The sequence below is a fragment of the Mesorhizobium sp. Root695 genome, assembly GCF_001428185.1.
Taxonomy (GTDB): Bacteria; Pseudomonadota; Alphaproteobacteria; order Rhizobiales; family Rhizobiaceae; genus Mesorhizobium.
Map to the genome: position 1 here is coordinate 25,191 of NZ_LMHO01000018.1, position 26,670 is coordinate 51,860.

At 63.3% G+C, this 26,670-nt stretch carries 25 protein-coding genes and 1 pseudogene; 13 read left to right on the forward strand and 13 right to left on the reverse strand.

Features of this window, described 5'->3' with window-relative positions; all coding sequences use genetic code 11:
* Positions 1-3: 3 nt before the first annotated feature.
* Positions 4-645 (reverse strand): DUF47 domain-containing protein, encoded by a 642-nt coding sequence (locus ASD99_RS17340; protein WP_057144382.1) that lies wholly within the window; start codon positions 643-645, stop codon positions 4-6.
* A gap of 151 nt (positions 646-796) precedes the next feature.
* On the opposite strand from ASD99_RS17340, the gene ASD99_RS17345 reads away from it, so the two are divergent.
* The 7 genes and pseudogenes from ASD99_RS17345 to ASD99_RS32315 all read left to right on the forward strand — a co-directional run.
* Positions 797-1,696: a LysR family transcriptional regulator gene (locus ASD99_RS17345; protein ID WP_056588253.1), complete on the forward strand. Its 900-nt coding sequence runs from the start codon at positions 797-799 to the stop codon at positions 1,694-1,696.
* Positions 1,697-1,888: 192 nt separating this feature from the next.
* Positions 1,889-2,368, forward strand: a complete 480-nt coding sequence (locus ASD99_RS17350) for a formate dehydrogenase subunit gamma (RefSeq protein ID WP_057144383.1) — start codon at positions 1,889-1,891, stop codon at positions 2,366-2,368.
* A complete protein-coding gene (locus ASD99_RS17355; protein WP_057144384.1) occupies positions 2,365-3,921 on the forward strand; it encodes a formate dehydrogenase beta subunit in 1,557 nt (518 codons plus the stop codon). The genes ASD99_RS17350 and ASD99_RS17355 overlap by 4 nt, the downstream gene beginning before the upstream one ends.
* Positions 3,922-3,931: 10 nt before the next feature.
* Entirely contained in the window at positions 3,932-6,844 is a 2,913-nt protein-coding gene (gene fdhF / locus ASD99_RS17360; protein WP_057144385.1) for a formate dehydrogenase subunit alpha, read from the forward strand.
* 2 nt (positions 6,845-6,846) lie between these two features.
* Entirely contained in the window at positions 6,847-7,677 is an 831-nt protein-coding gene (fdhD, locus tag ASD99_RS17365) for a formate dehydrogenase accessory sulfurtransferase FdhD (protein ID WP_056588145.1), read from the forward strand.
* A complete protein-coding gene (locus tag ASD99_RS17370) occupies positions 7,667-7,978 on the forward strand; it encodes a formate dehydrogenase subunit delta (protein WP_056588148.1) in 312 nt (103 codons plus the stop codon). The genes fdhD and ASD99_RS17370 overlap by 11 nt, the downstream gene beginning before the upstream one ends.
* Positions 7,979-8,090: 112 nt before the next feature.
* Positions 8,091-8,460, forward strand: a pseudogene (locus ASD99_RS32315) (alpha/beta fold hydrolase); the annotation flags it as partial.
* Positions 8,461-8,617: 157 nt separating this feature from the next.
* On the opposite strand, the gene ASD99_RS17380 reads toward ASD99_RS32315, so the two are convergent.
* The 8 genes from ASD99_RS17380 to ASD99_RS34720 all read right to left on the reverse strand — a co-directional run bounded on the left by ASD99_RS17380 (position 8,618) and on the right by ASD99_RS34720 (position 16,122).
* Positions 8,618-9,103: an ester cyclase gene (locus ASD99_RS17380; protein WP_057144387.1), complete on the reverse strand. Its 486-nt coding sequence runs from the start codon at positions 9,101-9,103 to the stop codon at positions 8,618-8,620.
* 40 nt (positions 9,104-9,143) lie between these two features.
* Positions 9,144-10,571 carry a gamma-aminobutyraldehyde dehydrogenase gene (locus ASD99_RS17385; protein ID WP_057144388.1) on the reverse strand — a complete coding sequence of 476 codons (1,428 nt, stop codon included), beginning with the start codon at positions 10,569-10,571 and terminating at the stop codon, positions 9,144-9,146.
* Between the two features lie 29 nt (positions 10,572-10,600).
* Positions 10,601-11,416 (reverse strand): ABC transporter permease, encoded by an 816-nt coding sequence (locus ASD99_RS17390; RefSeq protein WP_057144389.1) that lies wholly within the window; start codon positions 11,414-11,416, stop codon positions 10,601-10,603.
* Positions 11,406-12,356: an ABC transporter permease gene (locus ASD99_RS17395; RefSeq protein WP_200951008.1), complete on the reverse strand. Its 951-nt coding sequence runs from the start codon at positions 12,354-12,356 to the stop codon at positions 11,406-11,408. Before ASD99_RS17395 ends, ASD99_RS17390 begins: the two co-directional genes overlap by 11 nt.
* Positions 12,357-12,370: 14 nt before the next feature.
* The gene (locus ASD99_RS17400; RefSeq protein WP_056588162.1) at positions 12,371-13,381 is read right to left on the reverse strand and encodes an ABC transporter ATP-binding protein; all 1,011 of its coding nucleotides are present in this window, start codon (positions 13,379-13,381) and stop codon (positions 12,371-12,373) included.
* Between the two features lie 172 nt (positions 13,382-13,553).
* Positions 13,554-14,708 (reverse strand): ABC transporter substrate-binding protein, encoded by a 1,155-nt coding sequence (locus ASD99_RS17405; protein WP_057144390.1) that lies wholly within the window; start codon positions 14,706-14,708, stop codon positions 13,554-13,556.
* Positions 14,709-14,927: 219 nt separating this feature from the next.
* Positions 14,928-15,839, reverse strand: coding sequence for a LysR substrate-binding domain-containing protein (locus tag ASD99_RS17410; RefSeq protein WP_056588166.1), 912 nt, complete (start codon positions 15,837-15,839; stop codon positions 14,928-14,930).
* An 82-nt stretch (positions 15,840-15,921) separates the two neighbouring features.
* Positions 15,922-16,122, reverse strand: coding sequence for a hypothetical protein (locus ASD99_RS34720; RefSeq protein WP_057144391.1), 201 nt, complete (start codon positions 16,120-16,122; stop codon positions 15,922-15,924).
* 16 nt (positions 16,123-16,138) lie between these two features.
* Between ASD99_RS34720 and ASD99_RS32325 the strand changes: the two genes are divergently transcribed.
* The 3 genes from ASD99_RS32325 to ASD99_RS17425 all read left to right on the forward strand — a co-directional run bounded on the left by ASD99_RS32325 (position 16,139) and on the right by ASD99_RS17425 (position 18,060).
* Positions 16,139-16,501 carry a sensor histidine kinase gene (locus tag ASD99_RS32325; RefSeq protein WP_244497778.1) on the forward strand — a complete coding sequence of 121 codons (363 nt, stop codon included), beginning with the start codon at positions 16,139-16,141 and terminating at the stop codon, positions 16,499-16,501.
* A 220-nt stretch (positions 16,502-16,721) separates the two neighbouring features.
* Complete coding sequence (locus tag ASD99_RS17420) at positions 16,722-17,171, forward strand: RrF2 family transcriptional regulator (RefSeq protein ID WP_057144392.1); 450 nt, start codon at positions 16,722-16,724, stop codon at positions 17,169-17,171.
* Complete coding sequence (locus ASD99_RS17425; protein ID WP_057144393.1) at positions 17,161-18,060, forward strand: NAD(P)/FAD-dependent oxidoreductase; 900 nt, start codon at positions 17,161-17,163, stop codon at positions 18,058-18,060. Before ASD99_RS17420 ends, ASD99_RS17425 begins: the two co-directional genes overlap by 11 nt.
* On the opposite strand, the gene ASD99_RS17430 is transcribed toward ASD99_RS17425, so the two are convergent.
* Positions 18,057-18,833 (reverse strand): DeoR/GlpR family DNA-binding transcription regulator, encoded by a 777-nt coding sequence (locus ASD99_RS17430; RefSeq protein WP_056588173.1) that lies wholly within the window; start codon positions 18,831-18,833, stop codon positions 18,057-18,059. The two genes, ASD99_RS17425 and ASD99_RS17430, sit on opposite strands and share 4 nt — an antisense overlap.
* Positions 18,834-19,290: 457 nt before the next feature.
* Here ASD99_RS17430 and ASD99_RS17435 point away from each other — a divergent pair, with 457 nt between their 5' ends.
* Entirely contained in the window at positions 19,291-20,178 is an 888-nt protein-coding gene (locus ASD99_RS17435; protein WP_057144394.1) for a phosphotransferase family protein, read from the forward strand.
* Positions 20,175-22,628 (forward strand): GcvT family protein, encoded by a 2,454-nt coding sequence (locus tag ASD99_RS17440; protein ID WP_057144395.1) that lies wholly within the window; start codon positions 20,175-20,177, stop codon positions 22,626-22,628. Before ASD99_RS17435 ends, ASD99_RS17440 begins: the two co-directional genes overlap by 4 nt.
* Here ASD99_RS17440 and ASD99_RS17445 read toward each other — a convergent pair.
* Positions 22,625-23,257 (reverse strand): class I SAM-dependent DNA methyltransferase, encoded by a 633-nt coding sequence (locus ASD99_RS17445; protein ID WP_056588181.1) that lies wholly within the window; start codon positions 23,255-23,257, stop codon positions 22,625-22,627. The two genes, ASD99_RS17440 and ASD99_RS17445, sit on opposite strands and share 4 nt — an antisense overlap.
* A gap of 103 nt (positions 23,258-23,360) precedes the next feature.
* Here ASD99_RS17445 and ASD99_RS17450 point away from each other — a divergent pair, with 103 nt between their 5' ends.
* Positions 23,361-24,263 carry a phosphotransferase family protein gene (locus ASD99_RS17450; RefSeq protein WP_057144396.1) on the forward strand — a complete coding sequence of 301 codons (903 nt, stop codon included), beginning with the start codon at positions 23,361-23,363 and terminating at the stop codon, positions 24,261-24,263.
* A 7-nt stretch (positions 24,264-24,270) separates the two neighbouring features.
* Here ASD99_RS17450 and ASD99_RS17455 read toward each other — a convergent pair whose 3' ends face one another.
* Entirely contained in the window at positions 24,271-25,194 is a 924-nt protein-coding gene (locus tag ASD99_RS17455) for a DMT family transporter (protein ID WP_056588189.1), read from the reverse strand.
* A 157-nt stretch (positions 25,195-25,351) separates the two neighbouring features.
* The gene (locus ASD99_RS17460) at positions 25,352-26,632 is read right to left on the reverse strand and encodes an amidohydrolase family protein (protein WP_056588193.1); all 1,281 of its coding nucleotides are present in this window, start codon (positions 26,630-26,632) and stop codon (positions 25,352-25,354) included.
* Positions 26,633-26,670: the final 38 nt, after the last annotated feature.

Genomic DNA, 26,670 nt, shown 5'->3' on the forward strand with positions numbered 1-26,670 from the left:
CACCTAAACATTCTCAATGACGATGCCGCTGATCTCGTTGGCGACGTCCTCGAAGCGGTCGACCACTTTTTCCAGTTGGCCGTAGATCTCGCTGCCGATGATGTAGGCCATCGGTTCGCTGCGGCCGTGCTTCCTGAAGAGATCCTTCAGTCCTTGCTCGTGCAGATCGTCGGCCCGGCTTTCGACGCGCATCACCTCTTCGGCGATGGCGTTGAGGCGCACCGTATGGGTGCCGACCTTGGCGAGCAGCGGGATCGCCTCGGCGACCAGCTTGGCGGCGGCGACGATGACGCCGCCCATTTCCTGCATCAGCGGGTCGAATTCCTTCTTTTCGAACAGCTTCACCGTCTTGACGGTCTTATGCATCATGTCGATGGCATCGTCCATCGACTGGATCAAATCCTTGATGTCGCCGCGATCGAAAGGCGTGATGAAGGAGCGGCGCACCGCCAGCAGGACTTCCGCGGTAATATGGTCGGCCTCGTCTTCGAGATCGATGATTTTCTGGCACCAGCGATCGATGTTCTTGCCCTGGAGAAGCTGCTCCAGTGCCTCGGCGCCACCGACCACGGCGCGGGAATGTCGTTCGAACAACTCGAAGAAGCGATCTTCGCGCGGCAAAAGCTTGCGGAACCAGCCCAGCATGGTCGACCTCCCAGTTTCATCCACATAGCGCCGCATTCAGCCGTGGGGAACAGGTAGCCGGCTTAAAGATGTGGATGCAGGCCAATTGCGCATGGCGCTTGCGGTAAAGCGCGATTTCCCCGACCCTGCGCCGAACGACCGGAAAGATCGCATGATCGACAAGCTGGAATTCTTCATTGCGCTCGCCAGGGAGGAGCATTTCGGCCGGGCAGCGGAAGTGTGCGGTGTCACCCAGCCGACGCTGTCGGCCGGCATCAAGCAGTTGGAGGGTCAGCTTGGCGTCATGCTGGTTCTGCGCGGCTCGCGCTTCCAGGGGCTGACGCCGGAGGGAAAACAGGTGCTGATATGGGCGCGGCGCATCGTTGGTGACACCCGCGCCATGCGCGAAGAGATGCGCGCGGCGCGGCATGGCCTTTCCGGCCGCATCCGCATCGCCGCCATTCCGACGGCGCTGGCCATGCTGCCGCGGCTGACGACGCCGTTCCGCGAAAAACACCCCGGCGTCACCTTCTCGGTGCTGTCGCGGACCTCGATCGAAGTGCTGTCGCTGCTCGGCAATTTCGACATCGATGCCGGCATCACCTATCTCGACAACGAGCCGCTGGGGCGAGTGACCAGCGTGCCGCTCTATGACGAGCGCTATCAACTGATCACAGCGATGGGAAATCCCTATTCCGATCGCGACAAAGTGACATGGGCGGAGCTCTCAAGCCTGCCGCTGTGTCTGTTGACGCCGGACATGCAGAACCGCCGCATCATCGACCAACATCTGGCCGAAGCCGGCGTGCAGGTGCGGCCGACGCTGGAATCCAATTCAATGATCGTGCTGTTTTCCCACATCCGCACTGGCAAATGGTCGTCGATCATGCCGCTCAACCTCGCGGAAACATTTGGTTTTTCCGAACCTATACGAGCCATTCCGATCGTCGAACCGGATGCCAGCCACACGGTCGGCCTGGTGGCGGCGCCGCGCGAACCGCACACGCCGCTGGTCTCGGCGCTGCTGGACGAGGCGATGGCGCTGGCAGACGATTTCCACGCCCATCGTTGAGCTAGAAAAGGATGACTGACGACCAGCGATAGAAGACTTCTATCGTTCAACGAAACCGCTTTATTGATTTCGGAGGTTTCCTCTGATTTCTTAAGCACTTAGCGATAAAGCGGCACAGGTATGTCGTTGCTCCAAAACCACTTAGTGTTTTTGGGCGATACGCATGGACCGCTACGATAGGGAGGGCGCTGCATGCCAATGCAGCCTGCAAGTACCGAGATCACGTCGCGGACGGCCGCGATCATCCAGGAGCTGAAAGGCCTAGAAGGCCCACTGCTGCCGATCCTTCACGGCATCCAGGAAGAATTCGGCCATGTGCCGCACGATGCGCTGCCTGTCATCGCCGAGGCCCTGAACATTTCCAGGGCCGAGGTGCACGGCGTCGTCACCTTTTACCATGATTACCGCAGCCATCCGGCCGGCCGGCATGTGCTGAAGCTCTGCCAGGCGGAATCCTGCCAGTCGATGGGTTCGGACGCGGTCGCCGCCAAACTGAAGCGGTTGCTGGGCATCGACTTCCATGAGACGACTCGCGACGGTTCGGTCACGCTGGAGCCGGTCTATTGTCTCGGCCTGTGCGCCTGTTCGCCCGCCGCAATGCTCGATGGCCAGGTGATCGGGCGGCTCGATGACGAGAAGCTCGACGAGATCGTTGCCGAGGTGCGCTCATGATCCCGCGTATTTACATTCCCGGCGATTCCGGCGCACTGGCGCTTGGAGCCGAAAAGGTCGCCAAGGCGATCGCAAGTGAACTGGCTGAGCGCGGCATCGAGGCCAAGATCGTGCGCAACGGTTCGCGCGGCGCTTATTTCCTCGAACCGATGGTCGAAGTGGCGACAGCCAACGGCCGTGTCGCCTATGGGCCGGTCAAGCCATCCGATGTCAAAAGCTTGTTCGACGGCGGCTTCCTCACCGGTGGCCACCACAAGCGCTGGCTGGGCGCACCGGACAAAATCCCCTTCCTGGCCAAGCAGACGCGGCTGACCTTCGCGCGCTGCGGCGTCACGGATCCGCTGTCGCTCGAATCCTACAAGAAACATGGCGGGTTGAGCGGCCTGACGAACGCGCTTGGACTGCCGCCTGCCGCCATCGTCGCCCAGGTGACCGAATCCGGACTGCGCGGGCGCGGCGGCGCGGGTTTCCCGACCGGCATCAAGTGGAAAACGGTGCTCGATACCGTTGGCGACCGCAAATACATCGTCTGCAACGCCGACGAAGGCGATTCAGGCACCTTCGCCGACCGCATGATCATGGAGGGCGATCCCTTCGTGCTGATCGAAGGCATGACGATCGCCGGCATCGCCACGGGCGCGACCAAGGGCTTTGTCTATGTCCGCTCGGAATATCCTCATGCGGTGGCGGTGATGAACAAAGCCGTCGACATCGCCCGCAAGGCCGGCGTTCTTGGCGCCAGCGTGCTGGGTTCACCCTATGCTTTCGACATGGAGATCCGGGTCGGCGCAGGCGCCTATGTCTGCGGCGAGGAGACGGCGCTGCTCGACTCGCTCGAAGGCAAGCGCGGCGTGGTCCGGGCAAAGCCGCCGCTGCCGGCGCACAAGGGGCTGTTCGGCAAGCCGACGGTGATCAACAACGTCATCTCGCTGGCTTCAGTGCCTGTCATCATGGACAAGGGTGCGGCCTTCTACAAGGATTTCGGCATGGGCCGCTCGCGCGGCACGATCCCGATCCAGATCGCCGGCAACGTCAAATATGCAGGGCTGTTCGAAGCCGCTTTCGGCATGACGCTGGGCGAGATCGTCGATGAGATCGGCGGCGGCACGGCCACGGGGCGTCCCGTCAAGGCGGTGCAGGTCGGCGGACCGCTCGGCGCCTATTTCCCGCGCGCGCTGTTCGATACGCCATTCGATTATGAAGCTTTCGCGGCCAAGGACGGGCTGATCGGCCATGCCGGTATCGTGGTGTTCGACGACACCGCCGACATGCTGAAGCAGGCCCGCTTCGCCATGGAGTTCTGCGCCATCGAAAGTTGCGGCAAGTGCACACCCTGCCGCATCGGCTCGACGCGCGGTGTCGAGACCATCGACAGAATAGCCGCGGGCATCGAGCCGGAGAAGAACCTCGCTCTGGTCACCGACCTCTGCAACACGATGAAATTCGGCTCGCTCTGTGCGCTGGGCGGCTTCACACCCTACCCTGTCATGAGCTCGATCACCCATTTCCCCGACGACTTCAAGCCTGCGCCCGTGCGCGTGGCTGCCGAATAGGAGCTGGCAGATGAACATCAAGGCCGACTTCCCGTCCCTCGTCGAAGAAATCGACTACGGAACCCCGCAATCGAAGGCGCAGAAGCAGGTCACGCTGAACGTCGACGGGCGCAGCATCACCGTACCGGAAGGCACCTCGATCATGCGTGCCGCGATGGAAGGCGGGGTCGAGATTCCGAAGCTTTGCGCCACCGACATGCTTGACTCCTTCGGGTCGTGCCGTGTCTGCCTTGTCGAGATCGAAGGGCGCGGCGGCACGCCGGCGTCCTGCACGACACCTGTCGGGGAAGGCATGGTGGTGCGTACGCAGTCGGAGCGGCTCGACGCCATTCGCCGTGGCGTCATGGAACTCTACGTCTCCGACCATCCGACCGGCTGGAACGAAAAGGCTGGAACCGGCGCCAGCGAGTTCGATACGGTGGCGAAGTCGATCGGCCTGACCGAGAACCGCTACGGCATCGAGGGCCGCAACCACGTCAAGCCGGAAAACGGCGTGGCGCCCGGCCACGGCTCGCTGGCGGTGGATTACATCGCCCGCGACGAATCCAACCCCTATTTCACCTATGATGCCTCGCAATGCATTGTCTGCTCGCGCTGCGTGCGGGCCTGCGAAGAGGTGCAGGGCACGTTTGCGCTGACCATCGAGGGACGTGGTTTCGAATCCCGGGTTTCGGCGGGAATGCACGAAGCGTTCATCGATTCGGAATGCGTGTCCTGCGGCGCCTGCGTGCAGGCTTGTCCGACCGATGCGCTGCGTGAGAAAACGGTCCTTGCCAAGGGCCTGCCGGAGCGCTCGGTGGTCACCACCTGTGCTTATTGCGGCGTCGGCTGCTCGTTCAAGGCCGAAGTGAAGGACGACGAGGTCATTCGCATGATGCCCTACAAGGAGGGCAAGGCGAACCATGGCCATTCCTGCGTGAAGGGCCGTTTCGCCTATGGCTACGCCACCCACAAGGACCGCATCCTGTCGCCTATGGTCCGGGAAAAGATCACCGATCCCTGGCGCGAGGTGAGCTGGGAAGAGGCGCTCGCCCACACGGCCAAGGAATTCCGCCGTATCCAGTACCAATATGGACGCACCGCGATCGGCGGCATCACCTCATCACGCTGCACCAACGAGGAAACCTACCTCGTCCAGAAGATGGTGCGGCAGGGCTTCCGCAACAACAATGTCGACACCTGCGCGCGCGTTTGCCACTCACCGACGGGCTATGGACTGGGCCAGACCTATGGCACCTCTGCCGGCACGCAGGATTTCGACTCCGTCGACTATACCGACGTCGCCGTCATCATCGGTGCCAATCCCGCCTCGGCCCACCCGGTGTTCGCCTCGCGGCTGAAGAAGCGGCTGCGCCAAGGCGCCAGGCTGATCGTGATCGATCCGCGTCGCACCGAGATGGTCAAGTCGGCCCACATTGAAGCGGATTATCACCTGCCGCTTAAGCCCGGCACCAATGTGGCTGTGCTGACGGCGCTGGCGCATGTGATCGTCACCGAGGGGCTTTTCAACGAAGCCTTCATCCGCGAACGCTGCGACTGGACGGAGTTCCAGGATTGGGCATCGTTCGTCGCCTTGCCGGAAAACAGCCCCGAAACCGTCGGCAAATTGTCCGGCGTCGACCCCGAGGTGATCCGGGGTGCTGCGAGGCTTTACGCCACCGGCGGCAACGGCGCGATCTATTACGGCCTGGGCGTGACGGAACACAGCCAGGGTTCAACCACGGTGATGGCGATCGCCAATCTGGCCATGGCCACCGGCAATATCGGCCGGCCCGGCGTCGGCGTGAACCCGCTGCGCGGCCAGAACAATGTGCAGGGCTCGTGCGATATGGGTTCCTTCCCGCACGAACTGCCCGGCTATCGCCACATCTCCGGTGAAGCCGTGCGCGACATCTATGAGAGCCTTTGGGGCGTGAAGCTGGACGACGAACCCGGATTGCGCATCCCCAACATGCTGGATGCCGCCGTCGACGGCACTTTCAAGGGCATCTACATCCAGGGCGAGGACATCCTGCAGTCCGATCCCGACACCAAGCATGTCGCCGCCGGTCTTGCCGCGATGGAATGCGTCGTCGTGCACGACCTCTTTCTCAACGAGACGGCAAACTACGCGCATGTCTTCCTGCCAGGCTCGACGTTCCTGGAGAAAGACGGCACCTTCACCAACGCAGAGCGCCGCATCAACATGGTGCGCAAGGTTCTGGAGCCGAAGGCGCGCTACGCCGACTGGCAGGCAACGCAGGAGATTGCGCGCGCGATCGGGCTGGACTGGAACTATCAGCATCCCTCGGAAATCATGGACGAGATCGCGATGACGACGCCGAGCTTTGCCGGCGTCTCCTTCGAACTGCTCGACCGTGTCGGATCCGTGCAATGGCCCTGCAACGAGAAGGCGCCGCTCGGCACCCCGATCATGCATATCGATGGATTCGTGCGCGGCAAGGGCAAGTTCATCCGCACCGAATATGTGGCGACGGACGAGAGGACCGGGCCGCGCTTTCCGCTGCTGCTCACCACCGGCCGCATCCTCAGCCAGTACAATGTCGGCGCGCAGACCAGGCGCACCGAAAACATCATATGGCACTCGGAGGACCGGCTGGAGATTCACCCGCACGACGCCGAGAACCGGGGCTTGCGCGACGGCGACTGGGTGCGGCTGACCAGCCGCTCGGGCGAGACGACGCTGCGCGCGCTGGTCACCGACAGGGTGTCGCCCGGCGTTGTCTACACAACCTTCCACCACCCGGATACGCAGGCCAACGTGATCACCACAGACTTCGCCGACTGGGCGACCAGTTGCCCGGAATACAAGGTGACGGCGGTGCAGGTCGGCGCCTCGAACGGCCCGTCGGAATGGCAGCGCGAATATGACGAGCAGGCCAAACAAAGCCGACGCATCGCCAAAATGGAAGCGGCCGAGTAGTCTTGAGCGCGCGCCGCAAAGCCACGACGCAGATATCGCGGCTGGCGCGCCGCGCGGGCGGGACGACGACTGCCAACCGCATGGTGCCGGAAGAGACGCCGGTGGCGCTCTCCTTTGGCGGCACCACGCATGCGGTGATGATGGCAAGCCCCGCCGATCTCGAGGATTTCGCGCTCGGCTTCTCGCTGACCGAAGGCATCATCGCCGACCTGCGAGAGATCGAAGCGATCGAGGTGGAGGACCACGGCGCCGGCATCGACATCCAGATCCGGCTGAAGGACAGGGCCAACACGCGCTTCGAGGCGCGGCGGCGGAGGCTCGCCGGCCCGGTTGGCTGTGGGCTCTGCGGCATCGAATCGATCGAGGAGGCGATGCGCTCGGTCGATGCGGTAGGTTCGTCAAAGCTTACGCTGGATGCCGATGACATCGTCCGCTCGGTCAAGCGTTTGTCGAAGCTACAGCCGCTGCACATCGAGACTGGAGCGGTGCACGCGGCCGGCTTCTATGTGCCGGGCAAGGGCATCGTCATGGCGCGCGAGGATGTCGGCCGTCACAATGCGCTGGACAAGCTGGCGGGGGCTTTGGCCAAGACCGGCATCGGCGGCATGTCAGGCGCCGTCGTCGTCACATCGCGCGTTTCGGTCGAAATGGTGCAGAAGACGGCGGCGATCGGCTCGGCCTTCATCATCGCCGTTTCGGCGCCGACCGCACTTGCCGTCCGCACGGCGCAGGAGGCTGGCATGACGCTGGTTGCGCTGGTTCGCGGCGACGATTTTGATATTTTCACCCACCCCGATCGGGTGGCTTGCGGAGTTGCCAAGCATGTCGCATGACGAAGAACACATCATGAGCACCGGTGAGAAGCTGGTGCGCACGGCAAACCAGATCGCCGATTTTTTCCATTCGAAGCCGCGCGAGGAAGGCATCGCCGGCGTTGCCAACCACATCAACAAGTTCTGGGAGCCGAGGATGCGCCGGCAGCTGTTCGAGATGCTGGATGACGGCACCGGGAACTTCGACGAGTTGGTTGTGGCGGCCTCCGCCAGCATCAAGCGACCGATCACGCCAGCCGAGGCCGACCTCAAACTCGGGCTCAAGGTCTTTCCGGGCGACGTCGCCGTCTTGCAGAAATAGACGTCGGGCCGCGCAGGCCTATATTCGTCGCGGCTAAAGTTTAAGCTGCCGCAATCGGCGCTGTTCTGCTATGGTCGACGATCAGAAATCGTCAGGCCGGGCGGAAAACCTCGTGAGGCCGATCGAGACCCGATACGCCCATAGCGGCGATGTGCGGATCGCCTATCAGGTGGTCGGGCAGGGTTCGTTTGATCTTGTCTTCGTGCCGGGCTTCATTTCCCATCTCGACCTGGAAGCGGCTTTCGGCGTTCTCGCGGCTGATCCTGTTCGACAAGCGGGGCACCGGTCTTTCCGACCGTGTCGACGCGCGTCACCTGCCCAGTCTCGAAACCCGGATGGACGATGTGCGCGCGGTGATGAACGCAGCTGGTAGCGGCCGCGCCGCCCTGCTCGGCGCCTCCGAAGGCGCGCCGATGGCGATGCTGTTCGCCGCCACCTATCCGGAGCGGACGCGGGCGCTGACACTCTATGGCGGCTATGCGCCGCATCGTCGAGTAGCGTTCTCTTCTGCGGGGAAGAAAGTGCGGGCAGACAGATCGGGGCAGAGGCCAACGTCGAAAGGTTGGCCCTGCCTTATATCCGGTCCTTCGGACCGTTCTTCCTGCTCCCATGAACGGAGAGCAGGTAAGCAGGGTGCGACTACATCAAGCCAAGCTGCTTGTAGAAGCCGAGCGCGTCATAGTAGTCGCTCTGGGTCGCGATCTTGCCGTCCTTGATCGAAAACATCGAGGCGCCGGTGAAGGAAAATTTCTTGCCGGTGGCGGCCGTGCCATCGGCCCAGGCGCCTGTGTTGGTGCCGGAAAACTCCCATTCGAACGAGACGCGGTCGCCCTCCACCACAGGCGCGCCCTTCATCGTCCAGACGGCATCGGGAACGGCCTTGAGGAAGTTGTCGATGACGCCGGTCTTGGCGGCTTCCTTGCCCTTGACCGGTTTGCCGACCGAGGCGTCGTAGTAGGTGACGTCGTCGGCGAAATAGCCCGCAGCCTTGGTCGAATCATGGGCATTCCAGGCGGCGAGATAGGCTTCGACCACCGATTGCGAAGTATCGGCGGCAAAGGACGGCACCGTGGCTAAAAGCGTAGCGGCGACGGCTGCGGTTGTCAGAAACTGGCGGCGATGCATGGTTCTTTCCTCCCTGGTTTGAAATGCTTAGGTGCTTACGCTAGCCGTGTGCCACCATCACATGCCGCACGGCGGTATAGTCCTCCAGCGCATAGAGCGACATGTCCTTGCCGTAGCCGGACTGCTTCAACCCGCCATGCGGCATTTCGTTGGTCAGCATGAAATGCGTGTTGATCCAGGTGCAGCCATATTGCAGCCGTGCGGCCGTCGCCATGGCGCGCGAAACGTCCTTGGTCCACACGGATGACGCCAGGCCGTAGTCGCTGTCGTTGGCCCAGTTGACCGCCTCGTCGACCTCGGAGAAGCGGGTGACCGAGACGACCGGCCCGAACACTTCGCGGCGCACGATCTCGTCTTCCTGCAGCGCGCCGGCAACGACTGTCGGCTGGTAGTAGAAGCCGGAACCCTCGCCCGGCTTGCCGCCGGTCGTGATCTCGATGTGTTTCAGTTCCGAGGCGCGCTCGACGAAGCTAGACACGCGGTCGCGTTGGCGGCGCGAAATCAGCGGCCCGATCTCGTTTTCGGTGTCGTCGGGACGGTTGTACTTGATGGTCGAGACGGCCGAGGACAGATCGGCGACGAGCTTGTCGTAGATCTTCTTGCCAGCATAGATGCGGCAGGCGGCGGTGCAGTCCTGGCCGGCATTGTAATAGCCGAAGGCGCGCAGGCCGTTGACCACGGCGGCGAGGTCGGCGTCGTCGAAGACGATGACCGGTGCCTTGCCGCCGAGCTCGAGATGCGTGCGCTTGACCGACTTGGCGGCCGCTTGCAGCACCTTCTTGCCGGTGGCGACATCGCCGGTGATCGAGATCATGTTGACCTTGGGATGGTTGATCAGCGTGTTGCCGACGCTGTCGCCGCGGCCGAGCACGACATTGACCACGCCCTCGGGCAGGATTTCCGCCAGGATCTTGGCAAGTTTCAGCGCCGTCAGTGGCGTCTGCTCGGACGGCTTGAAGACGACGGTGTTGCCGCCGGCAATGGCCGGCGCCAGCTTCCAGGCCATCATCATCAACGGATAGTTCCACGGCGCGATGGAAGCGACGATGCCGATCGGATCGCGGCGAACCATCGAGGTGTGGCCGGGAATGTATTCGCCGGCGACGACGCCCGGCATCGAACGGACTGCGCCGGCGAAGAAGCGATAGCAGTCGACGATCGCCGGGATTTCGTCATTGAGCACGGCATTGATCGGCTTGCCGCAGTTGAGCGCCTCGAGCATGGCGAACTCTTGTGCCGCGGCCTCGATGCGGTCGGCGATCTTCAGCAAATAGCCCGAGCGCTGCGCCGGGGTGGTGCGCGACCACGTGACGAACGCTTGTTCGGCGGCAGTGACCGCCGCCTCGATCTGTGCCTGGCTGGCCTCGGGCAGGTTGAGGATGGTCGCCCCGGTCTTTGGATTGAGGATCGGCTCCTCGGTCTCGGTGCCCCTCTCGAATTTCGAGCCGATCAGCATCTGGGTGTCCATGGACATCTCTCCCTTGTGAATTTTTTGATCTATTTGCCCGAACCGGCGATCTGGTCACTGTCGCGGGTGAGGTAATAGGCGGCCAGGATGGGGAGCAACGTCACCAGCATGACGACCATGGCGACGACATTGGTGACCGGGCGCTGACGCGGGCGGATCAGCTCTTCCAGCATCCAGATCGGCAGCGTCTGCTGCTGGCCGGCAGTGAAGGTGGTGACGATCACCTCGTCGAAGGACAGCGCGAAGGCCAGCATGCCGCCGGCAAGCAGCGCCGTGGCGATGTTGGGCAGCACGACATGGCGGAAGGTCTGAAAACCGTCGGCGCCGAGATCCATCGATGCCTCGATCATCGAACCTGACGTGCGGCGGAAACGGGCGACGGCGTTGTTGTAGACGACCACCACGCAGAAGGTGGCGTGGCCAAGCACGATCGTCCAGAACGAGAACGGGATGTCCGCAAGCGAAAAGGCCGAGCGCAGCGCGATGCCGGTGATGATGCCGGGCAACGCGATCGGCAGGATGACCAGCAGCGAGATGGTTTCGCGGCCGAAGAATTTTGTCCGTGACACCGCCGCCGAACAGAGCGTACCGAGGACCAGCGCGATCGCCGTCGAGATCGCCGCAACCCTGACCGACAGCGACAGCGCCTGCCAGACATCCGGCCGGTTCCAGGTGACGGCGAACCACTGTGTCGTCAGGCCGGGCGGCGGCCAGACGAAGCTCTTTTCCTCGGTGGTGAAGGCATAGACGAAGATCAGCAGGATCGGCAGGTGCAGGAACAACAGGCCACAGGTGGCGGCGATCTTCAGGCCGAGCGGAGCCGACTGGGAACCATCAGAGCGCATCGAAGGCCCCCATGCGCTTGGCGCCCCAGAGGTAGAAGCCCATGATAACGATCGGCACGACGGTGAAGGCTGCGGCGAGAGGGATGTTGCCGGCGGTGCCTTGCTGAGAATAGACTGCTTGGCCGATGAACAGCCGCGACGTGCCGATGATCTGCGGGATGATGTAGTCGCCGAGCGTCAGCGAGAAGGTGAAGATCGAACCGGCGACGATGCCCGGCAGCGCTAGCGGAAACAGCACGTTGCGGAAGGTCTGTCCAGGCGAGGCCCCCAAATCAGACGAGGCTTCGACCAGATTGCCGGGCACGCGCTCGAGGGCCGCCTGCACCGGCAGGATCATGAACGGCAGCCAGACATAGACAAAGACGATGAAGGTGCCGGTGAACGACACCGACAGCGAATTTCCGCCGACGATCGGCAGCGACAGCCATGCGTCGAGCACCCACAACAGATGCAGCTTGGCGAGCAGCCAGGTGAGAATGCCTTCCTTGGCCAGGATCAGCTTCCAGGCGTAGATCTTGACCAGATAGCTCGACCACAGCGGCAGCATGATGCCGAGGTAAAACAGCGCCTTCCAGCGCCCGCGCGCATAGCGCGCCGCGTAATAGGCGATGGGGAAGGCGATGACCGCCGAAGCCAGCGTGACCAGAGCCGCCATCGTCACCGTGCGCAGGATGATGTCGAGATTGGCAGCCTGGAACAGGTCGCCATAGGTCTTGAGCGTGAACTGGCGGTTGATGAGGCCGGAAAACTCGTCGATGGAGAAAAAGCTCTGCGCCAGCAGCGCGAACAGCGAGCCGATATAGACGATGCCGAGCCACAGCACCGGCGGCAGCAGCATGAGCAGCAGCAGGACCTTCGGCTTGCGCCAGAAAAGGTCCGACAGCGCGCCGCGCAAGCCGCCGCTGCCCGGCAGGATGGCGGGCGCCTTTGCACGCGGCATGGCGGCGTCGAGGCTCATGCCGGCTCGTCCATCAGATGCAGGTGCTCGCGGTTGAAGGTGAGCACGACCGCCTCGCCTTCTGCCGGCAAGGCCGTGCCGGCCGGCGCGATGGCGTGCAGCCGCAACCCGTCGGCGTCGAGCGCCAGCTTCGTCGTGGCGCCGAGATAATTGGTCGAGACGAGGCGGGCGGACACGCCCTCGCCACTTGTGACCCCGCTGGCCGCGCGGCCGACGCGAATCGATTCGGGGCGGAGACTCCCCCAGCGATGCTGGCCGGAATAGCGCTGGACGAAATCTGGCGGCAGCACGTTGGAGGAGCCAACGAAATCGGCAACGAAGCGGGTCTTCGGCCGCTGGTAGATATCCTCCGGCGTGCCGATCTGCATGATCTTGCCGTCGTTGAAGACGGCGACGCGGTCGGCCATCGACAGCGCTTCACCCTGGTCGTGAGTGACGAAGACGAAGGTGATGCCGAGCGCCTTCTGCAGCGACTTCAGCTCCTCCTGCATGTTCTCGCGCAATTTGAGGTCGAGCGCGCCGAGCGGCTCGTCGAGCAACAGCACCTTTGGCTGGTTGACCAGCGCACGGGCGAGTGCGACGCGCTGGCGCTGGCCGCCGGAAAGCTGGCCGGGGCGACGAGCGCCGTAGCCGGGCAGCCGCACCAACGACAGCGCCTCTTCCGCCGCCTTGTGCCGTTCAGCTTTGCCAACGCCCTTGACCATCAGCCCGTAGGCGACGTTGTCGAGCACGTTCAGATGCGGGAACAGCGCATAGTCCTGGAACACGGTGTTGACGTTGCGGCGATAGGGCGGAACGCCCTCGGCGCGTTCGCCGAAGATTGAGATCGAGCCCGATGTCGGCTGCTCGAAGCCGGCGATGAGGCGCAGGCACGTCGTCTTGCCTGAACCGGACGGCCCGAGCATGGCGAAGAACTCGCCCGGCGCGATGTCGAGATCGACCGCGTCGACAGCGCGCACGCTGCCGAAATGGCGCGACGCTTTCTGGAAGGAGACGGCGGAGGTCATGGGCTGTCAATCCGTTGCCGGTTTGATGTGTTGATGTCGCGCGACGTCCTACCTCCCCCCTGTGAGGAGGTCGCGGCGAAGCCGCGGGTGGGGCTGCCTCGAAAAATACCGAGCAGACCCCCACCCCGACGCTGTGCGTCGATCCTCCCCACAAGGGGGAGTGTAAGAAAACTCACCGCCCGCCGATGACGCCGATATAGTCCGACACCCAGCGGTAATAGGGTACGCACTGATCGTTCTGGGTGGTGCATTTCGACACCGGCGTCTTCCAGAACTTGACCTTGTCGAAATTCTCGTAGCCGTTGGTCTTGCAGCCCTCGTCGGTCAAAAGCTCATTGCCCTTGCAGGCGGCGGGCACGACTGGCAGCGAACCGAACCAGGCCGAGACATCGCCCTGCACCTTGGGCGACAGCGAATGTTCCATCCACATATAGGCGCAATTGGGATTGGCCGAATCGGCTTCCATCATCGTGGTGTCGGCCCAACCGGTCGCGCCCTCCTCGGGAATGGTGGACGCGATCGGCTTCTTGGCGGCGACCAGCGTGTTGACCTGATACGGCCACGAGCCGGAAGCGACGACGCCTTCGTTCTGGAAATCGTCCACCTGGATGGCGGCGTCGTGCCAGTAGCGGCCGACCAGCGTGCGCTGGACGCGCAGCAATTCGAGCGCCGCCTTGTACTGGTCCTCGTTCAGTTCGTAGGGATCCTTGATGCCGAGTTCTGGTTTGTGGAACATCAGATAGTTGGCGGCATCCGCGATGTGGATCGGCCCGTCATAGGCCTGGACGCGGCCCTTGTTGGACTTGCCGTCCGGCAGTTTCATTTCCTCGAAGACGATATTCCAGCTCTTGGGAGCCTCCTTGAACACGTCGGTGTTGTACATCAGGACGTTGGGACCCCACTGGTAGGGAACGCCGTAATGGGTGCCGCCGACGGTGAACCAGGGCGCGTCCTTGAGGCGCTCGTCGACCGTCTTCCAGCTCGGGATGAGATCGGTGTTGATCGGCTGCACGCGCTTGCCGGCAACGAGGCGCAGCGAGGCATCACCCGAGGCGGTGACGAGGTCGAAACCACCCTCGTTCATCAGCGAGACCATCTCGTCGGAGGTGTTGGCCGTCTTGACGTTGACCTTGCAGCCGGTCTCCTTCTCGAAGGAGGTCACCCAGTCATAGCCCTTGTCGGTTTCGCCGCGCTCGATATAGCCCGGCCAGGCAACGATGTTGACCTGGCCTTCGGCCTTGCCAAGTTCCTTGACCTGGGCGACGGCCTGACCGGAAAAGGTCAGCGCGACCGTCAGTGCAGTGCATGACTTCAGGAATGAATTCATTATCGATCTCCCATTTTGGCGCTTGACCCCGAAAGCCGGCTTCGGTCTTCGCTAGGGGTCATGCGCGGACTGAAAACTATCGGTCGTCCTCTGGGCTTGATGCCGCTCTGATGGCAGCTTTGGTCCCTGAACCGAAAGGTGCTTGGAAAATTCCGGTTTCGCAAATTCATTTATCAGAACGACGATATCGGTTTTTCCGATAGGTCGACAGCCGATCTCTCAGGGACGCTGGCGGACCGTCCGCTGCGATTGCGCAAGACCGATGAAATCGCGCGCCGCCTGCGGCAGGCCGGAGCCACGCCGCCAGACCATGCCGACCTGCACCACCGGCAAGGAGCCCGAAATATCACGCGATTCGATGCGGTCGCCTTCCAGCGACCAGGGCCGGTAGACGAGGTCGGGCAGCAGCGCCACGCCGGCGCCGGTGGCGACGAGACTGCGCACGGCCTCCACGGAACGGGTGCGGAAAGCGACATGCGGCTTGGCGCCGATCGCCGTCAGCAGCTTGCCGGTGTTCTCCTCGATCTCGTCGACGGTCAGCATGATCAGCGTTTCGGAGGCAATGTCGCCAATGCTGATGATGTCGGCGCTGGCAAGCGGATGGCCGAGCGGCAGCCACAGCCGGTAGGCCGAGACTTCGAGGATTTCCGACTGCAACGCGGTGCGGTCGCGCAAATTGGAGGTGACCATGACGGCAATGTCGAGCTTGCCGCCGATCAAGAGATGCTCGAGGTAGTCGCCATTGTCCTCGATGGCCGAGACCTCGACCCCGGGATAGGCGCGGCGGTAGCGGGCGAGCAGATCCGACAGCACATAACCGGCGACCAGCGAGGTGACGCCGAGCTGCAATCGACCGCCCGCCACCGCCTGCTCGCCGGAGAAAGAGCGGCGCGCGTCGGAAACGTCGGCGAGGATCTTGGTGGCGTGGCGCAGAAACTGATGACCCTTGTGGGTGATGTTCAGGCCGCGCGGATGGCGTTCGAACAGTTCGACGCCGAGATCGCTTTCGAGTTCCTTGATCGCTTCGGTGACCGAAGATTGCGAGATGGAGAGGTTCTGGGCGGCGCCAGACACAGTGCCTTGCTCGGCCACGGCGATGAAGAACTGCAACTGGCGGATGGTGAAAGCCATGGCCGGACTAAACACCGGCGGCCGAGCGAAGGAAAGCCTATGGCGGAGCTTATCCCATGACCGAAGATTCGGCGCTGCGTAGTCAGCCGAGCGCCGATTTGATGCGACGCCGGCATGCGGGACCGTAGCGCAGCGCAAGCATGAATGAATGCCGTCCCACGACGACAACAATGATGCGGCCGCGACGCTGCTCGGCGCGACGCCCTGGAACGCGGGCTTTCTCGTCACCGGATATCTGCTGCGCGGCAGTGGGCAGGATTCGTTCACGGTGGGTCTGCGTCATTGTCGATCTCGCGCCAATGGCGTTTTCGGCCGGATACGAGGTGTCGTTCGAACCCGAAGGAGAAACAGTTTTCGCCTCCGGTGACCGCACTGCGATCGAACGCTCAGTAACCAATCTCGTCCAGAACCCCATTGAACATGGCGGCCTATCGGGCAAGATCACCATCAGCATTACAGCTCCCGCCGTCATCGAGGTGCGGGACGAAGGCGGCGGCGTGCCACTGAGCGAGCGGGAACGCATCTTCGAACCGTTCTACCGACTTTGCCCGCAGGATCACGGTGCGGGCTCGGCCTCAACCTCGTACAGGAGATCATGCAATTGCATGGCGGGCGTATCGAGATCCTCGACGGCAAGCCGAATGGCGCCTTCTTCAGGATGAGTTTTCGCGCTTTGCCCGCCTAGAGCTGTTCACTGCTTCATGGAAACGGCGAACCGCTCTAACTCTTCGTTTTGACCCAATTCCCAAGGGAAAGCGCTATCCGTTTTTCCCGGGAAAACCGTTTCACGCTTTTCATGGAATTGCTCTAGGCATTCCCGTAGACGGCCGCGTGAGCGCAGGCGTGTTTGACATCGGCGTAAATTGTAACTAACTAAGTTACATGAAACGCAACAGCAAACTGTCCTCGACCTTGCACATTCTCGTCCACATGGCCGAGAAGCCCGAACAGGCGCTGACCTCCGAGCAGCTTGCCACCTTCATCCACACCAATCCGGTCGTGGTCCGCCGCACCATAGCCGGGCTGCGTGATGTCGGCATCGTCACCTCGTCGCGCGGGCATGGTGGCGGCTGGCTGCTCGGGCGGGCGCCCGAAAAGATATCGCTGGCCGAGATCAGCGTCGCCCTTGGCGAGACGCTGCTGCCGTTCAGCACCGAGCCGGAAAGCCCCGGCTGCCTCGTCGAGCAAGCGGTGATCACCGTGCTCGACGATTTTCGTATCGCCGCCGAAAGGCTGCTGGCGGAGAAGCTGAGCCGCATCACGCTGGCCGACTTGACCGCCGATTTCCGCCGCCGTTTTGATCTCATTGGAGTGTCCAGCCATGCAGTATGACCTTGCTATCGTCGGCGGCAGCTTTGCGGGCCTGTCCGCCGCCATCCAGGTGGCGCGGGCAGGACGCAAGGTGCTGGTGATCGACTCCGGCCAGCCGCGCAACCGCTTTGCCGAGCATTCTCATGGCTTCCTCGGACAGGACGGGCGCGCGCCTGGCGCAATCCTCAACGACGCAAGGCAACAGTTGCTGGCCTATCCGACAGCCAGCGTTGTCGACGGGCGCGCGGACAAGGCTGTTGCTGCCGGCAGCAGCGATTTCGAAATCACCACCGATGGCGGCGAGACATTCGCCGCCGCACGGCTGGTGCTGGCCACCGGGGTGCGCGATATCCTGCCTGAGGTTGCCGGGCTTGCCGAACTCTGGGGCAGAAAAGTGCTGCACTGCCCCTATTGCCACGGCTACGAGGTTTCCGGCGGGCCGCTCGGCGTGCTCGCAACCGGTCCGATGTCCCTGCATCAGGCGCAATTGATCGCCGATTGGGGCGATGTCACGCTGTTCGGCAACGGCCTGTTCGAACCCGACACAGAACAGATGCGCGCCCTCGAGAGCCGAAAGGTGCGATTTGAGCCCGCCACCGTTGCCGAGTTACGGGAAGACGGCTCCGGCGGATTGATCGTCCACCTCGACGATAGCCGAAGGGCCGGGGTCAGGGCGATGTTCACCGCGCCGCGCAACACCATGGCCAGCCCGCTGGCCGAACAGCTCGGCTGCGCCTTCACCGAAGGCCTTCTCGGTCCGGTAATCGCCGTCGATGACAGGCAGCAGACGACCGTGCCCGGCGTCTACGCCGCCGGCGACGCGGCACGCTCGATGCACAACATCGCCTTTGCCGTATCGGCTGGCACCTTCGCGGGCGTATGCGCCCATCAGTCGCTGGTCTTCGGCTAGAACCCGGCTTCCTCGCCGGCGATGCTGAGCCGTGCGCCGGCCTGCGCGAGGGCGGCGGCTATGTCGCGCGGCGGCGAGCGGTCGGTGGCGAGTTCGGAAAAGCTGTCGAAGCCGCAGACCTGGACCAGACCAAGGCGGCCGAACTTCGAGTGATCGGTGATGACGAGCGAACGCTGGCCGCGCGACAGCACCATGCGGGCGAACTCGGCCTCTTCCAGATCATAGTCCATGACGCCCATCACCGCATCGATGGCGCCGGTGGAAATGATGGCGTGGCTGACCGAGAAGCGGCTGACGAAGTCGATCGCCGAGGCGCCGAAGGCGGCGCCGGAATCGCTGCGCAGCTCGCCGCCGGCCATGTAGACCTTGTTGCCGTTGATGGTGGCCAGCGTGCGGGCGATGTCCGACGAGTTGGTGACGACCGTCAGGCGCCGGTGGCCGAGCAGTTCACGGGCAAGGAACGAGGTCGTCGTGCCGGTGTCGAGCATGATCGATTCCCCGTCGCGGATGGTGGCGGCGACCATGCGGGCAATGACGCGCTTGGCGTCGGCATTCTCACGCATGCGTCGCTCGAACGGTGCTTCGCCGATCATCGACGGCAGGCCGATGGCGCCATGCATCTTGAGGACGGAGCCGTCACCGGTGAGCGGCTTGACGTCGCGGCGCACGGTTTCGAGCGACACGCCCAGCCGGTCGGCCAGACTGGCGATTGTGACGGTGCCCTCTTCCTGCAGCAGCCGCAGGATCTCGCCATGTCGTTTCGAATGGGTCATTGGGGTCGTTTCCGGTCGCATCGTCGCTTAAATGACCGTTTCTAAGCCAAATCTGCTGGGTATTACAAGAAAACTCGAAAGAATTCGGTCATAAAGGCAGAAAATGCCACAGAATCCCGTTGACATCAGGCATTGCGCGGCGTGACACTGATCTGGTGACAGGCTCGGACTGCCGCGGGAGAACGATGGCAGAGCCGTATCCAAACTTGCGTGCCAAAAGGTCTGGAAACTGTCTGGCGCAAGGGCGAGGGAATTTTTCGAATCCGCGGGGGCGGATGCCGGCCTCGAAGAGCCCGGCACATGGGACTCGTCGGTGCGGCGCCGGATACCGATCCTGGATGCCGCGCCGACGAGGTTTTTTCCAAAACGAGCATTCGTCGAAACGGCACGCTCTCTCTGCCGTGCCGCCCGGTCGATGCCGTGTCCGACAAGAGACCAATCGCCAGGTGTCCAATCCATGACCGCCGAAGACCGCATCCGCGCCCTGCCCTGTTGGACCGGCAGCATCGAGATCGCACCGCTGCCCGGAGGCTTGAGCAACGCCAACTATGTCGTCAAGGACGCTGCCGGCAAACATGTCGTGCGCTTCGGCAAGGACTATCCGTTCCACCATGTCTTTCGCGAGCGCGAGGTGATGACGGCGCGGGCGGCGCATGCCGCCGGTTTCGCGCCAGCCGTCCGCCATGCCGAACCGGGCATCCTGGTGACGGAGTTTCTCGGCGCCAAGACCTATCTCGCCGAGGACGTGCGCGCCAATCTCGGCCGCGTCGCGGCCCTGATGCGCGCCTTCCACCGGGAGATGCCCAACCACGTCTCCGGCGCCGGCTTCATGTTCTGGGCGTTCCATGTCATCCGCGACTATGCGCGCACGCTTGAAGAAGGCGGCAGCCGCAAGCGCAGCGACTTGCCGCGCCTGCTGACGCTGGCCGACGAACTGGAGCGCGCGCAGAAACTGCTGCCGATCGTCTTTGGCCACAATGATCTTTTGCCGGCCAATATTCTCGACGACGGCAACAGGCTGTGGCTGATCGACTTCGAATATGCCGGCTTCAACACGGCGATGTTCGACCTCGCCGGCGTCGCCTCCAACGCCGGCATGAGCGACGAGGAATCCTTCGCCTTCCTGACCGCCTATTTCATGAAGGCACCGGATGAGGCGATCCGCCGTTCGCACGCGGCCATGCAATGCGCCTCGCTGCTGCGCGAGGCGATGTGGAGCATGGTGTCCGAGCTCTATCTCGACGCACCCGGCATCGATTACGTCGCCTACACCGAGGAAAACCTGACGCGGCTCGAAGGCGCGCTGGAAAACTACAGAACGAAGTACGGGATACAAAAATCATGACATTGCCGAGCCAGGCCGCCATCGTCGTCATCGGCGGTGGCATCATCGGCTGTTCGACAGCCTATCATCTGGCGCGCGACCACAAGGCCGACGTGGTGCTGCTTGAGCAGGGCAAGTTGACCTCGGGCTCGACCTGGCATGCCGCCGGCCTTGTCGGGCAATTGCGCTCATCGGCCTCGATCACCCGCGTGCTGAAATACTCCGTCGACCTCTACAAGGGACTTGAGGCCGAGACCGGCCTCGCCACCGGCTGGAAGATGACCGGCTGCCTCAGGCTCGCGACCAATGCCGACCGCTGGACCGAGTACAAAAGGCTGGCGACGACGGCGAAAAGCTTCGGCATGGACATGCAGTTGCTGTCGCCGGCGGAAGTCAAGGCAATGTGGCCACTGCTGGAGACCGGCGATCTTGTCGGCGCCTCCTGGCTGCCGACCGACGGCCAGGCGAGCCCCTCCGACATCACGCAGTCATTGGCCAAGGGCGCGCGCATGCATGGCGCCAAACTGTTCGAGGATGTCCGTGTCGCCGGCTTCGAGATGAAGGATGGCCGCATCACGGTGGTGAAGACCAGCAAGGGCGACATCGCTTGCGACAAGGTGGTCAACTGCGCCGGCCAATGGGCGCGGCAGGTCGGGGCTATGGCCGGCATCAACGTGCCGCTGCAGCCGGTGAAGCACCAGTACATCATCACCGAGAAGATCGACGGACTGGCGACCGACGCGCCAACCATCCGCGACCCGGACCGGCGCACCTATTTCAAGGAAGAGGTCGGCGGGCTGGTGATGGGTGGCTACGAGCCGAACCCGCAGGCCTGGACGACTGATCTCCCCGGGGGCGACGTACCCAATGATTGGGAGTTCCGGCTGTTCGACGACGACTACGACCATTTCGAGCAGCACATGATGCAAGCGATCGCGCGTGTGCCGGCGCTGGAAACCGTCGGCGTCAAGCAGATGATCAACGGGCCGGAGAGCTTCACGCCGGACGGCAATTTCATCCTCGGCACGGCGCCTGAATGCGCCAACATGTTCGTCGGCGCCGGTTTCAACGCCTTCGGCATCGCCTCGGGTGGCGGCGCCGGCTGGGTGCTGGCGCAGTGGGTGGTCGATGGCGAGGCGCCGCTCGACCTGTGGGTGGTCGACATCAGGCGCTTCTCCAACCTGCACCGCGACCGGCAGTGGGTCCGCGACCGCACGCTGGAGGCCTATGGCAAGCACTATACGATCGGCTTCCCGCATGAGGAGTATGCCAGCGGGAGGCCCCGCATCGTCTCGCCGCTCTACGACAGGCTGAAACAGCAAAATGCAGTGTTCGGCTCGAAGCTCGGCTGGGAGCGGCCGAACTGGTTCGCGCCGCAAGGCGTCGAGCCGGAAGACATCTATTCGATGGGGCGGCAGAACTGGTTCGCGGCGGTCGGCGACGAACACCGCCATGTGCGCGAAAAGGTCGGCATCTTCGATCAATCCTCCTTCGCCAAATACGAACTGAGCGGGCCCGACGCGCTGAAGGCGCTGGACTGGATCTGCGCCAACGACGTCGGCAAGCCGGTCGGCCGGCTGACCTACACGCAGCTTCTCAACACGCGCGGCGGCATCGAGGCCGATCTGACGCTGGCGCGGCTGGCCGAAGAGACATTCTACATCGTCACCGGCACAGGCTTCCGCACGCATGATTCCTCGTGGATCAGCGACCATATCGGCGAAGGACTCAATGCCAGGCTTGTCGATGTCACCGAGGACTTCGGCACGCTGTCGCTGATGGGTCCTCGGGCGCGCGACGTGCTTTCGGCGGTGACCGACGCGGACGTGTCGAACGCCGCATTCCCATTCGGCCACGTGCGTGAGATTGCCATCGCCGGCCACACAATTCGGGCGCTGCGCGTTACCTATGTCGGCGAGCTCGGCTGGGAACTGCATGTGCCGATCGCGGCCACCGGCGAAGTCTTCGACGCGCTGATGGCGGCAGGCAAGGAGCATGATATCCGCCCTGTCGGCTACCGGGCACTGGAATCGCTGCGGATGGAAAAGGGCTATCGCGCCTGGGGGTCCGATATCACGCCCAACGACACGCCGCAGGAAGCCGGGCTCGGCTGGGCGGTCAAGCTGCGCAAGAACACGGATTTCATTGGACGGCGTGCGCTCGAGACGGCCAGCAGCACGGCATTGAAGAAGCGCTTTGCCGGCTTCACGGTCGACGATCCCGAGATCGTGCTGCTCGGCCGCGAAACCATCCTGCGCAATGGCGAGCCTGTCGGTTATCTCACCAGCGGCGGTTATGGCTACACGGTGGGCCGGAACATCGGCTACGGCTATGTGCGCAACGCCGACGGGGTGAGCGACGATTTCCTCGCCTCGGGCGACTATGAACTGGTGGTCGCGATGGAACGAACACCGGCCAAGATCCATCTCGAGCCGATGTACGACCCGGCAGCGGAGAGAGTAAAAGCCTAGTTCACCCGCAGGGCCAGACCGCGGCTAGGGACGGTGTCGGCCTCGCCCGGCATCGAGACGTAAGGACGCGTTTCCTCGACGCGGGTGACGAGGCCTCGTGCTTCTAGCTCAGTGATGCGCGCGGCAAAGCCCTGATCCCACAGCGTGTTCTTGACCGTCAGCACGATCACTCCGCCCGGCCGGCAGATGCGGATCAGCTCGTCCAGCCCCTCGACTCCGACATGACCCGAGGTGAAGACGCCAGCCGAGATCACTCCGGCATAAGCATCGTCGGCAAAGGGCAGATGACCGCCCAGCGCCAGGCAATGCAGTGCCGAATAGACGTCCTTGCGTGCGGCCTGGGCCAGCATGCCTTCGGAAATGTCGAGCGCCTCGACCTGGGGATAGCCGGCAATATTCAACCATTCGCCGATCAGCCCGGTGCCGGCCCCGGCATCGAGCAGCGGTGCCGCGCCGCGCGGCAGATGGCGGGCCAGCAGTGCGAGGCAGATTGTTGGGTGGCGATAGCCGGCAGCCGACATGTCGGCGTCATAGGTCTCCGACCAGCGGTCATAGAGTGCGGCGACTTCCTCTGGCCGCTTCGCTGCATAGGCAGCGCCAAGCGCGCCCTGATGTTTGCTGTCCGCCACTTTTGTCCTATCCGCCAATCTGTGAACCCTCAATCGGATGATAGCCAAAGCACGAAAATTGTGGAACCGTCGCTGCGACAAATAACAGCGTGGGGGCGCAGGCATGGTGACGGACGAGGCGCGTGCGGCACTGGACGCCATTCCGATGCTGTCTGGCTACACCGGGCCGCTGGAACGGCTCGGTGGCCTCACCAATCTGGTCTTCAAGGCCGGCGAGTTCTGCCTGCGCATTCCCGGCAAAGGCACCGAAGAATACATCAACCGCGCCAACGAAGCGGTAGCAGCGCGCGAAGCGGCAACGGCCGGGGTCAGCCCCGAGGTGCTGCATGTCGACCCCGGCACCGGGGTCATGGTGACGCGTTTCATCGCCGGCGCCGAGACGATGTCGCCGGAAAAATTCAAGGCCAGATCTGGCGGCCCGGCACGGGCCGGCGAGGCCTTCCGCAAGCTGCACAATTCAGGCGCGGTGTTTCCTTTCCGCTTCGAACTGTTTGCGATGATCGACGACTACCTCAAGGTGCTGTCGACCAAGGATGTCGCCCTGCCCGCCGGCTATCACGACGTCGTGCGCGAGGCGGGAAGCGTGCGGTCGGCGCTGGCCGCCCATCCGCTGCCGCTGGTTGCCTGCCACTGTGATCCGCTGTGCGAAAACTTCCTCGACACCGGCGAGCGGATGTGGATCGTCGACTGGGAATATTCGGGCATGAACGATCCGCTCTGGGACCTTGGCGACCTCTCCGTGGAAGGCAAATTCGACACGACGCAGGATGAAGAGATGATGCGCGCCTATTTCGGCGGCGAGGCCAGGCAGGCGGAGCGCGGCCGCATCGTCATCTACAAGGCGATGTGCGACCTATTGTGGACGCTGTGGGGCCTGATCCAGCTCGCCAACAACAATCCGGTCGACGATTTTCGCGCCTATGCCGACGGGCGGTTCGTCCGCTGCAAGGCACTGATGGAGACGCCAGAGTTTTCACGGCATCTGGCGGCCATACGTCGGGGCTGAGCCTGGACTAATTCACGCCCTTCGGCACGTTCTCCGGCGGCACGGTGGTCTCGACCACTTTCTGGCGGTGGAAGATGAACAGACCGGCCAGGACGACGATGCCCGAGCCGATCAGGATGCGCGGACCGGGAACGTCGCCGAAGAACACCAGTCCGAACACCACCGCCCACAGCAGCAGCGTGTAGTGCAGCGGCGCCAGCGTCGAGGCTGGCGCCAGCTTGAGTGCCCTGGTGATCATCAGATGCGCGCCGCAGGAGACGATGCCGAGCAGCAGCATGGCGCCAAAGTCGAGCGCCGAGGGCGTCTGCCACGCGCCGATGGTCAGCACACCGCCGACCATCAGCGTGCCGATGGTCTGCCATGTCACCAGATTGGTGTCGCTGGTGCCGCGCAGCCGGCGGTTGAGGATGATGGCGAAGGCGAAGGAGATGCTGCCCACCAGCGCAAAGCCCGATGACAGCGAGAACGCCGCCGAGGAGGGTTTGAGCATGATCAGCACGCCGCAGAAGCCGAGCAGGATCGCCATCCAGCGGCGCCAGCCGACCTTTTCGCCAAGCAAAAGGTGCGAGAGTGCCGCGACGTAGATCGGCCCGGCCATGTAGAAACTCATCACATCAGCAAGCGGCAGATAGACCACCGCGGCATAGAAGAGCGCGGTGTCGAGCGTGGTCATCACAACGCGCAGCAGCTGCAGTTCCAGGCGTTCCATGCGAAACAGCTTGGCCGTGCCCTGATGGGCGATCATCGGGCCAAGCACGAAGAAGGCGCCGATTGACCGGATCAGCACCACCTGGCCGACGGAGAAGCTGGCGACCAGCCACTTGCCCATGGCGTCGTTCAGCGCAAACAGGAAGTCGCCGGCCAGCATCAGCAGAATGCCGGCCAAAAGCACGTTCCTGATCACCGAATTCTGTGCCACGGGCTGCGTCATGCCGGTCCCGATTCCTCTTTGTTTTGACGCAATTCCGGACGGAAAACCGTTTCACACTTTTCCTGGAATTGCTGTAGCCGCGTCGTAGACGGAAGCGGCGGCTTTGACGAGGAGAATTCGGGCAATGGGTAAGACCAGCGCCGGGAATCGGCTGTGTCTAGGCGGATATGTGCCGCCGATTCACCATTCCCGGCCTTCCATCGATCGAAAGCCTGGTCTCCTGCTTCGTCCGCTCTGCCACCACCTTGCCCCTGGCGATGACGCACAGGCGCTCGGCGCGCAGGCGCAAGGCCTCGACCGGATTGCCGGCGTCGAGGACGACAAGGCTGGCGCGCTTGCCGGCCGCGAGGCCGAGATGATCAAGGCCCATGATCGCGGCATTGACGTTGGTGACCATGTCGAAGCAGCGCGCCATATCGGCCGGGCTCGACATTTGCGCTACATGCAGGCCCATGAAGGCGACGTCGAGCATGTCGGCGGTGCCCAGCGAATACCAGGGATCGAGCACGCAATCCTGGCCCCAGCCGACGCGAATGCCGAGCGCCAGCATCTCCTTGACCCGGGTCAGGCCGCGGCGCTTCGGGAAGGTGTCGTGGCGGCCTTGCAGCATGATGTTGATCAGCGGATTGGGAATGACTGAGACTCCCGCCTCGGCGATCAGAGGCAGCAGCTTCGAGACATAGTAATTGTCCATCGAATGCATCGAGGTGAGGTGCGAGCCGGCGACCTTGCCGTACAGCCCGAGGCGCTGCGTCTCATAGGCAAGCTGCTCGATGTGACGCGACAGCGGATCATCGGTCTCGTCGCAATGCAGGTCGACCATCAGGCCGCGCCTGGCCGCGATCTCGCACAGCTCCGTTACCGAGCGCGTGCCGTCGGCCATGGTGCGCTCGAAATGCGGGATGCCGCCGACAATATCGACGCCCATGTCCAGCGCGCGGATGGTGTTCTCCCGTGCCGTCGGCGAGCGGTAGAACCCGTCCTGCGGGAAGGCGACCAGTTGCAGATCGATGTAGGGAGCGACCATTTTCTTGACCTCGAGCAGCGCCTCGACCGCCAGCAGGCGGTCATCGCAGACATCGACATGGGTGCGGATGGCGAGCAGGCCCATCGACACCGCCCAGTCGCAATAGGCAAGCGCGCGGTCGCGCACCGCCTCATGCGTCAAAAGCGGCTTCAGTTCGCCCCACAGTGAAATGCCTTCGAGCAGCGTGCCCGACGCGTTGATGCGCGGAATGCCGTAGGAGAGCGTCGCGTCCATGTGGAAATGCGGATCGACGAAGGGCGGCGAGACAAGATTGCCTCGGGCGTCAACCTCGGTCAGCGCGGAACCCTGCAGAATGGGCTCGATCACCGCGATCGTCTCACCGCTGATGCCGATGTCGGCAACCCTGCCATCAGGCAGTGTGCCGCCGCGAACGATAAGGTCGAAATCCATCTGTCGTCATCCCGTCAAAAGAATCATATGATGTGGCC

What these genes read in the sequence shown, in the direction of transcription:
- ASD99_RS17340 (WP_057144382.1), bottom strand. Translation starts at nt 645, where the DNA reads ATGCTGGGCTGGTTCCGCAAGCTTTTGCCGCGCGAAGATCGCTTCTTC.
- ASD99_RS17345 (WP_056588253.1), top strand. Translation starts at nt 797, where the DNA reads ATGATCGACAAGCTGGAATTCTTCATTGCGCTCGCCAGGGAGGAGCAT.
- ASD99_RS17350 (WP_057144383.1), top strand. Translation starts at nt 1,889, where the DNA reads ATGCCAATGCAGCCTGCAAGTACCGAGATCACGTCGCGGACGGCCGCG.
- ASD99_RS17355 (WP_057144384.1), top strand. Translation starts at nt 2,365, where the DNA reads ATGATCCCGCGTATTTACATTCCCGGCGATTCCGGCGCACTGGCGCTT.
- fdhF (WP_057144385.1), top strand. Translation starts at nt 3,932, where the DNA reads ATGAACATCAAGGCCGACTTCCCGTCCCTCGTCGAAGAAATCGACTAC.
- ASD99_RS17370 (WP_056588148.1), top strand. Translation starts at nt 7,667, where the DNA reads ATGTCGCATGACGAAGAACACATCATGAGCACCGGTGAGAAGCTGGTG.
- ASD99_RS17380 (WP_057144387.1), bottom strand. Translation starts at nt 9,103, where the DNA reads ATGCATCGCCGCCAGTTTCTGACAACCGCAGCCGTCGCCGCTACGCTT.
- ASD99_RS17385 (WP_057144388.1), bottom strand. Translation starts at nt 10,571, where the DNA reads ATGGACACCCAGATGCTGATCGGCTCGAAATTCGAGAGGGGCACCGAG.
- ASD99_RS17390 (WP_057144389.1), bottom strand. Translation starts at nt 11,416, where the DNA reads ATGCGCTCTGATGGTTCCCAGTCGGCTCCGCTCGGCCTGAAGATCGCC.
- ASD99_RS17395 (WP_200951008.1), bottom strand. Translation starts at nt 12,356, where the DNA reads ATGCCGCGTGCAAAGGCGCCCGCCATCCTGCCGGGCAGCGGCGGCTTG.
- ASD99_RS17400 (WP_056588162.1), bottom strand. Translation starts at nt 13,381, where the DNA reads ATGACCTCCGCCGTCTCCTTCCAGAAAGCGTCGCGCCATTTCGGCAGC.
- ASD99_RS17405 (WP_057144390.1), bottom strand. Translation starts at nt 14,708, where the DNA reads ATGAATTCATTCCTGAAGTCATGCACTGCACTGACGGTCGCGCTGACC.
- ASD99_RS17410 (WP_056588166.1), bottom strand. Translation starts at nt 15,839, where the DNA reads ATGGCTTTCACCATCCGCCAGTTGCAGTTCTTCATCGCCGTGGCCGAG.
- ASD99_RS34720 (WP_057144391.1), bottom strand. Translation starts at nt 16,122, where the DNA reads ATGACGCAGACCCACCGTGAACGAATCCTGCCCACTGCCGCGCAGCAG.
- ASD99_RS32325 (WP_244497778.1), top strand. Translation starts at nt 16,139, where the DNA reads ATGGCGTTTTCGGCCGGATACGAGGTGTCGTTCGAACCCGAAGGAGAA.
- ASD99_RS17420 (WP_057144392.1), top strand. Translation starts at nt 16,722, where the DNA reads ATGAAACGCAACAGCAAACTGTCCTCGACCTTGCACATTCTCGTCCAC.
- ASD99_RS17425 (WP_057144393.1), top strand. Translation starts at nt 17,161, where the DNA reads ATGCAGTATGACCTTGCTATCGTCGGCGGCAGCTTTGCGGGCCTGTCC.
- ASD99_RS17430 (WP_056588173.1), bottom strand. Translation starts at nt 18,833, where the DNA reads ATGACCCATTCGAAACGACATGGCGAGATCCTGCGGCTGCTGCAGGAA.
- ASD99_RS17435 (WP_057144394.1), top strand. Translation starts at nt 19,291, where the DNA reads ATGACCGCCGAAGACCGCATCCGCGCCCTGCCCTGTTGGACCGGCAGC.
- ASD99_RS17440 (WP_057144395.1), top strand. Translation starts at nt 20,175, where the DNA reads ATGACATTGCCGAGCCAGGCCGCCATCGTCGTCATCGGCGGTGGCATC.
- ASD99_RS17450 (WP_057144396.1), top strand. Translation starts at nt 23,361, where the DNA reads ATGGTGACGGACGAGGCGCGTGCGGCACTGGACGCCATTCCGATGCTG.
- ASD99_RS17455 (WP_056588189.1), bottom strand. Translation starts at nt 25,194, where the DNA reads ATGACGCAGCCCGTGGCACAGAATTCGGTGATCAGGAACGTGCTTTTG.
- ASD99_RS17460 (WP_056588193.1), bottom strand. Translation starts at nt 26,632, where the DNA reads ATGGATTTCGACCTTATCGTTCGCGGCGGCACACTGCCTGATGGCAGG.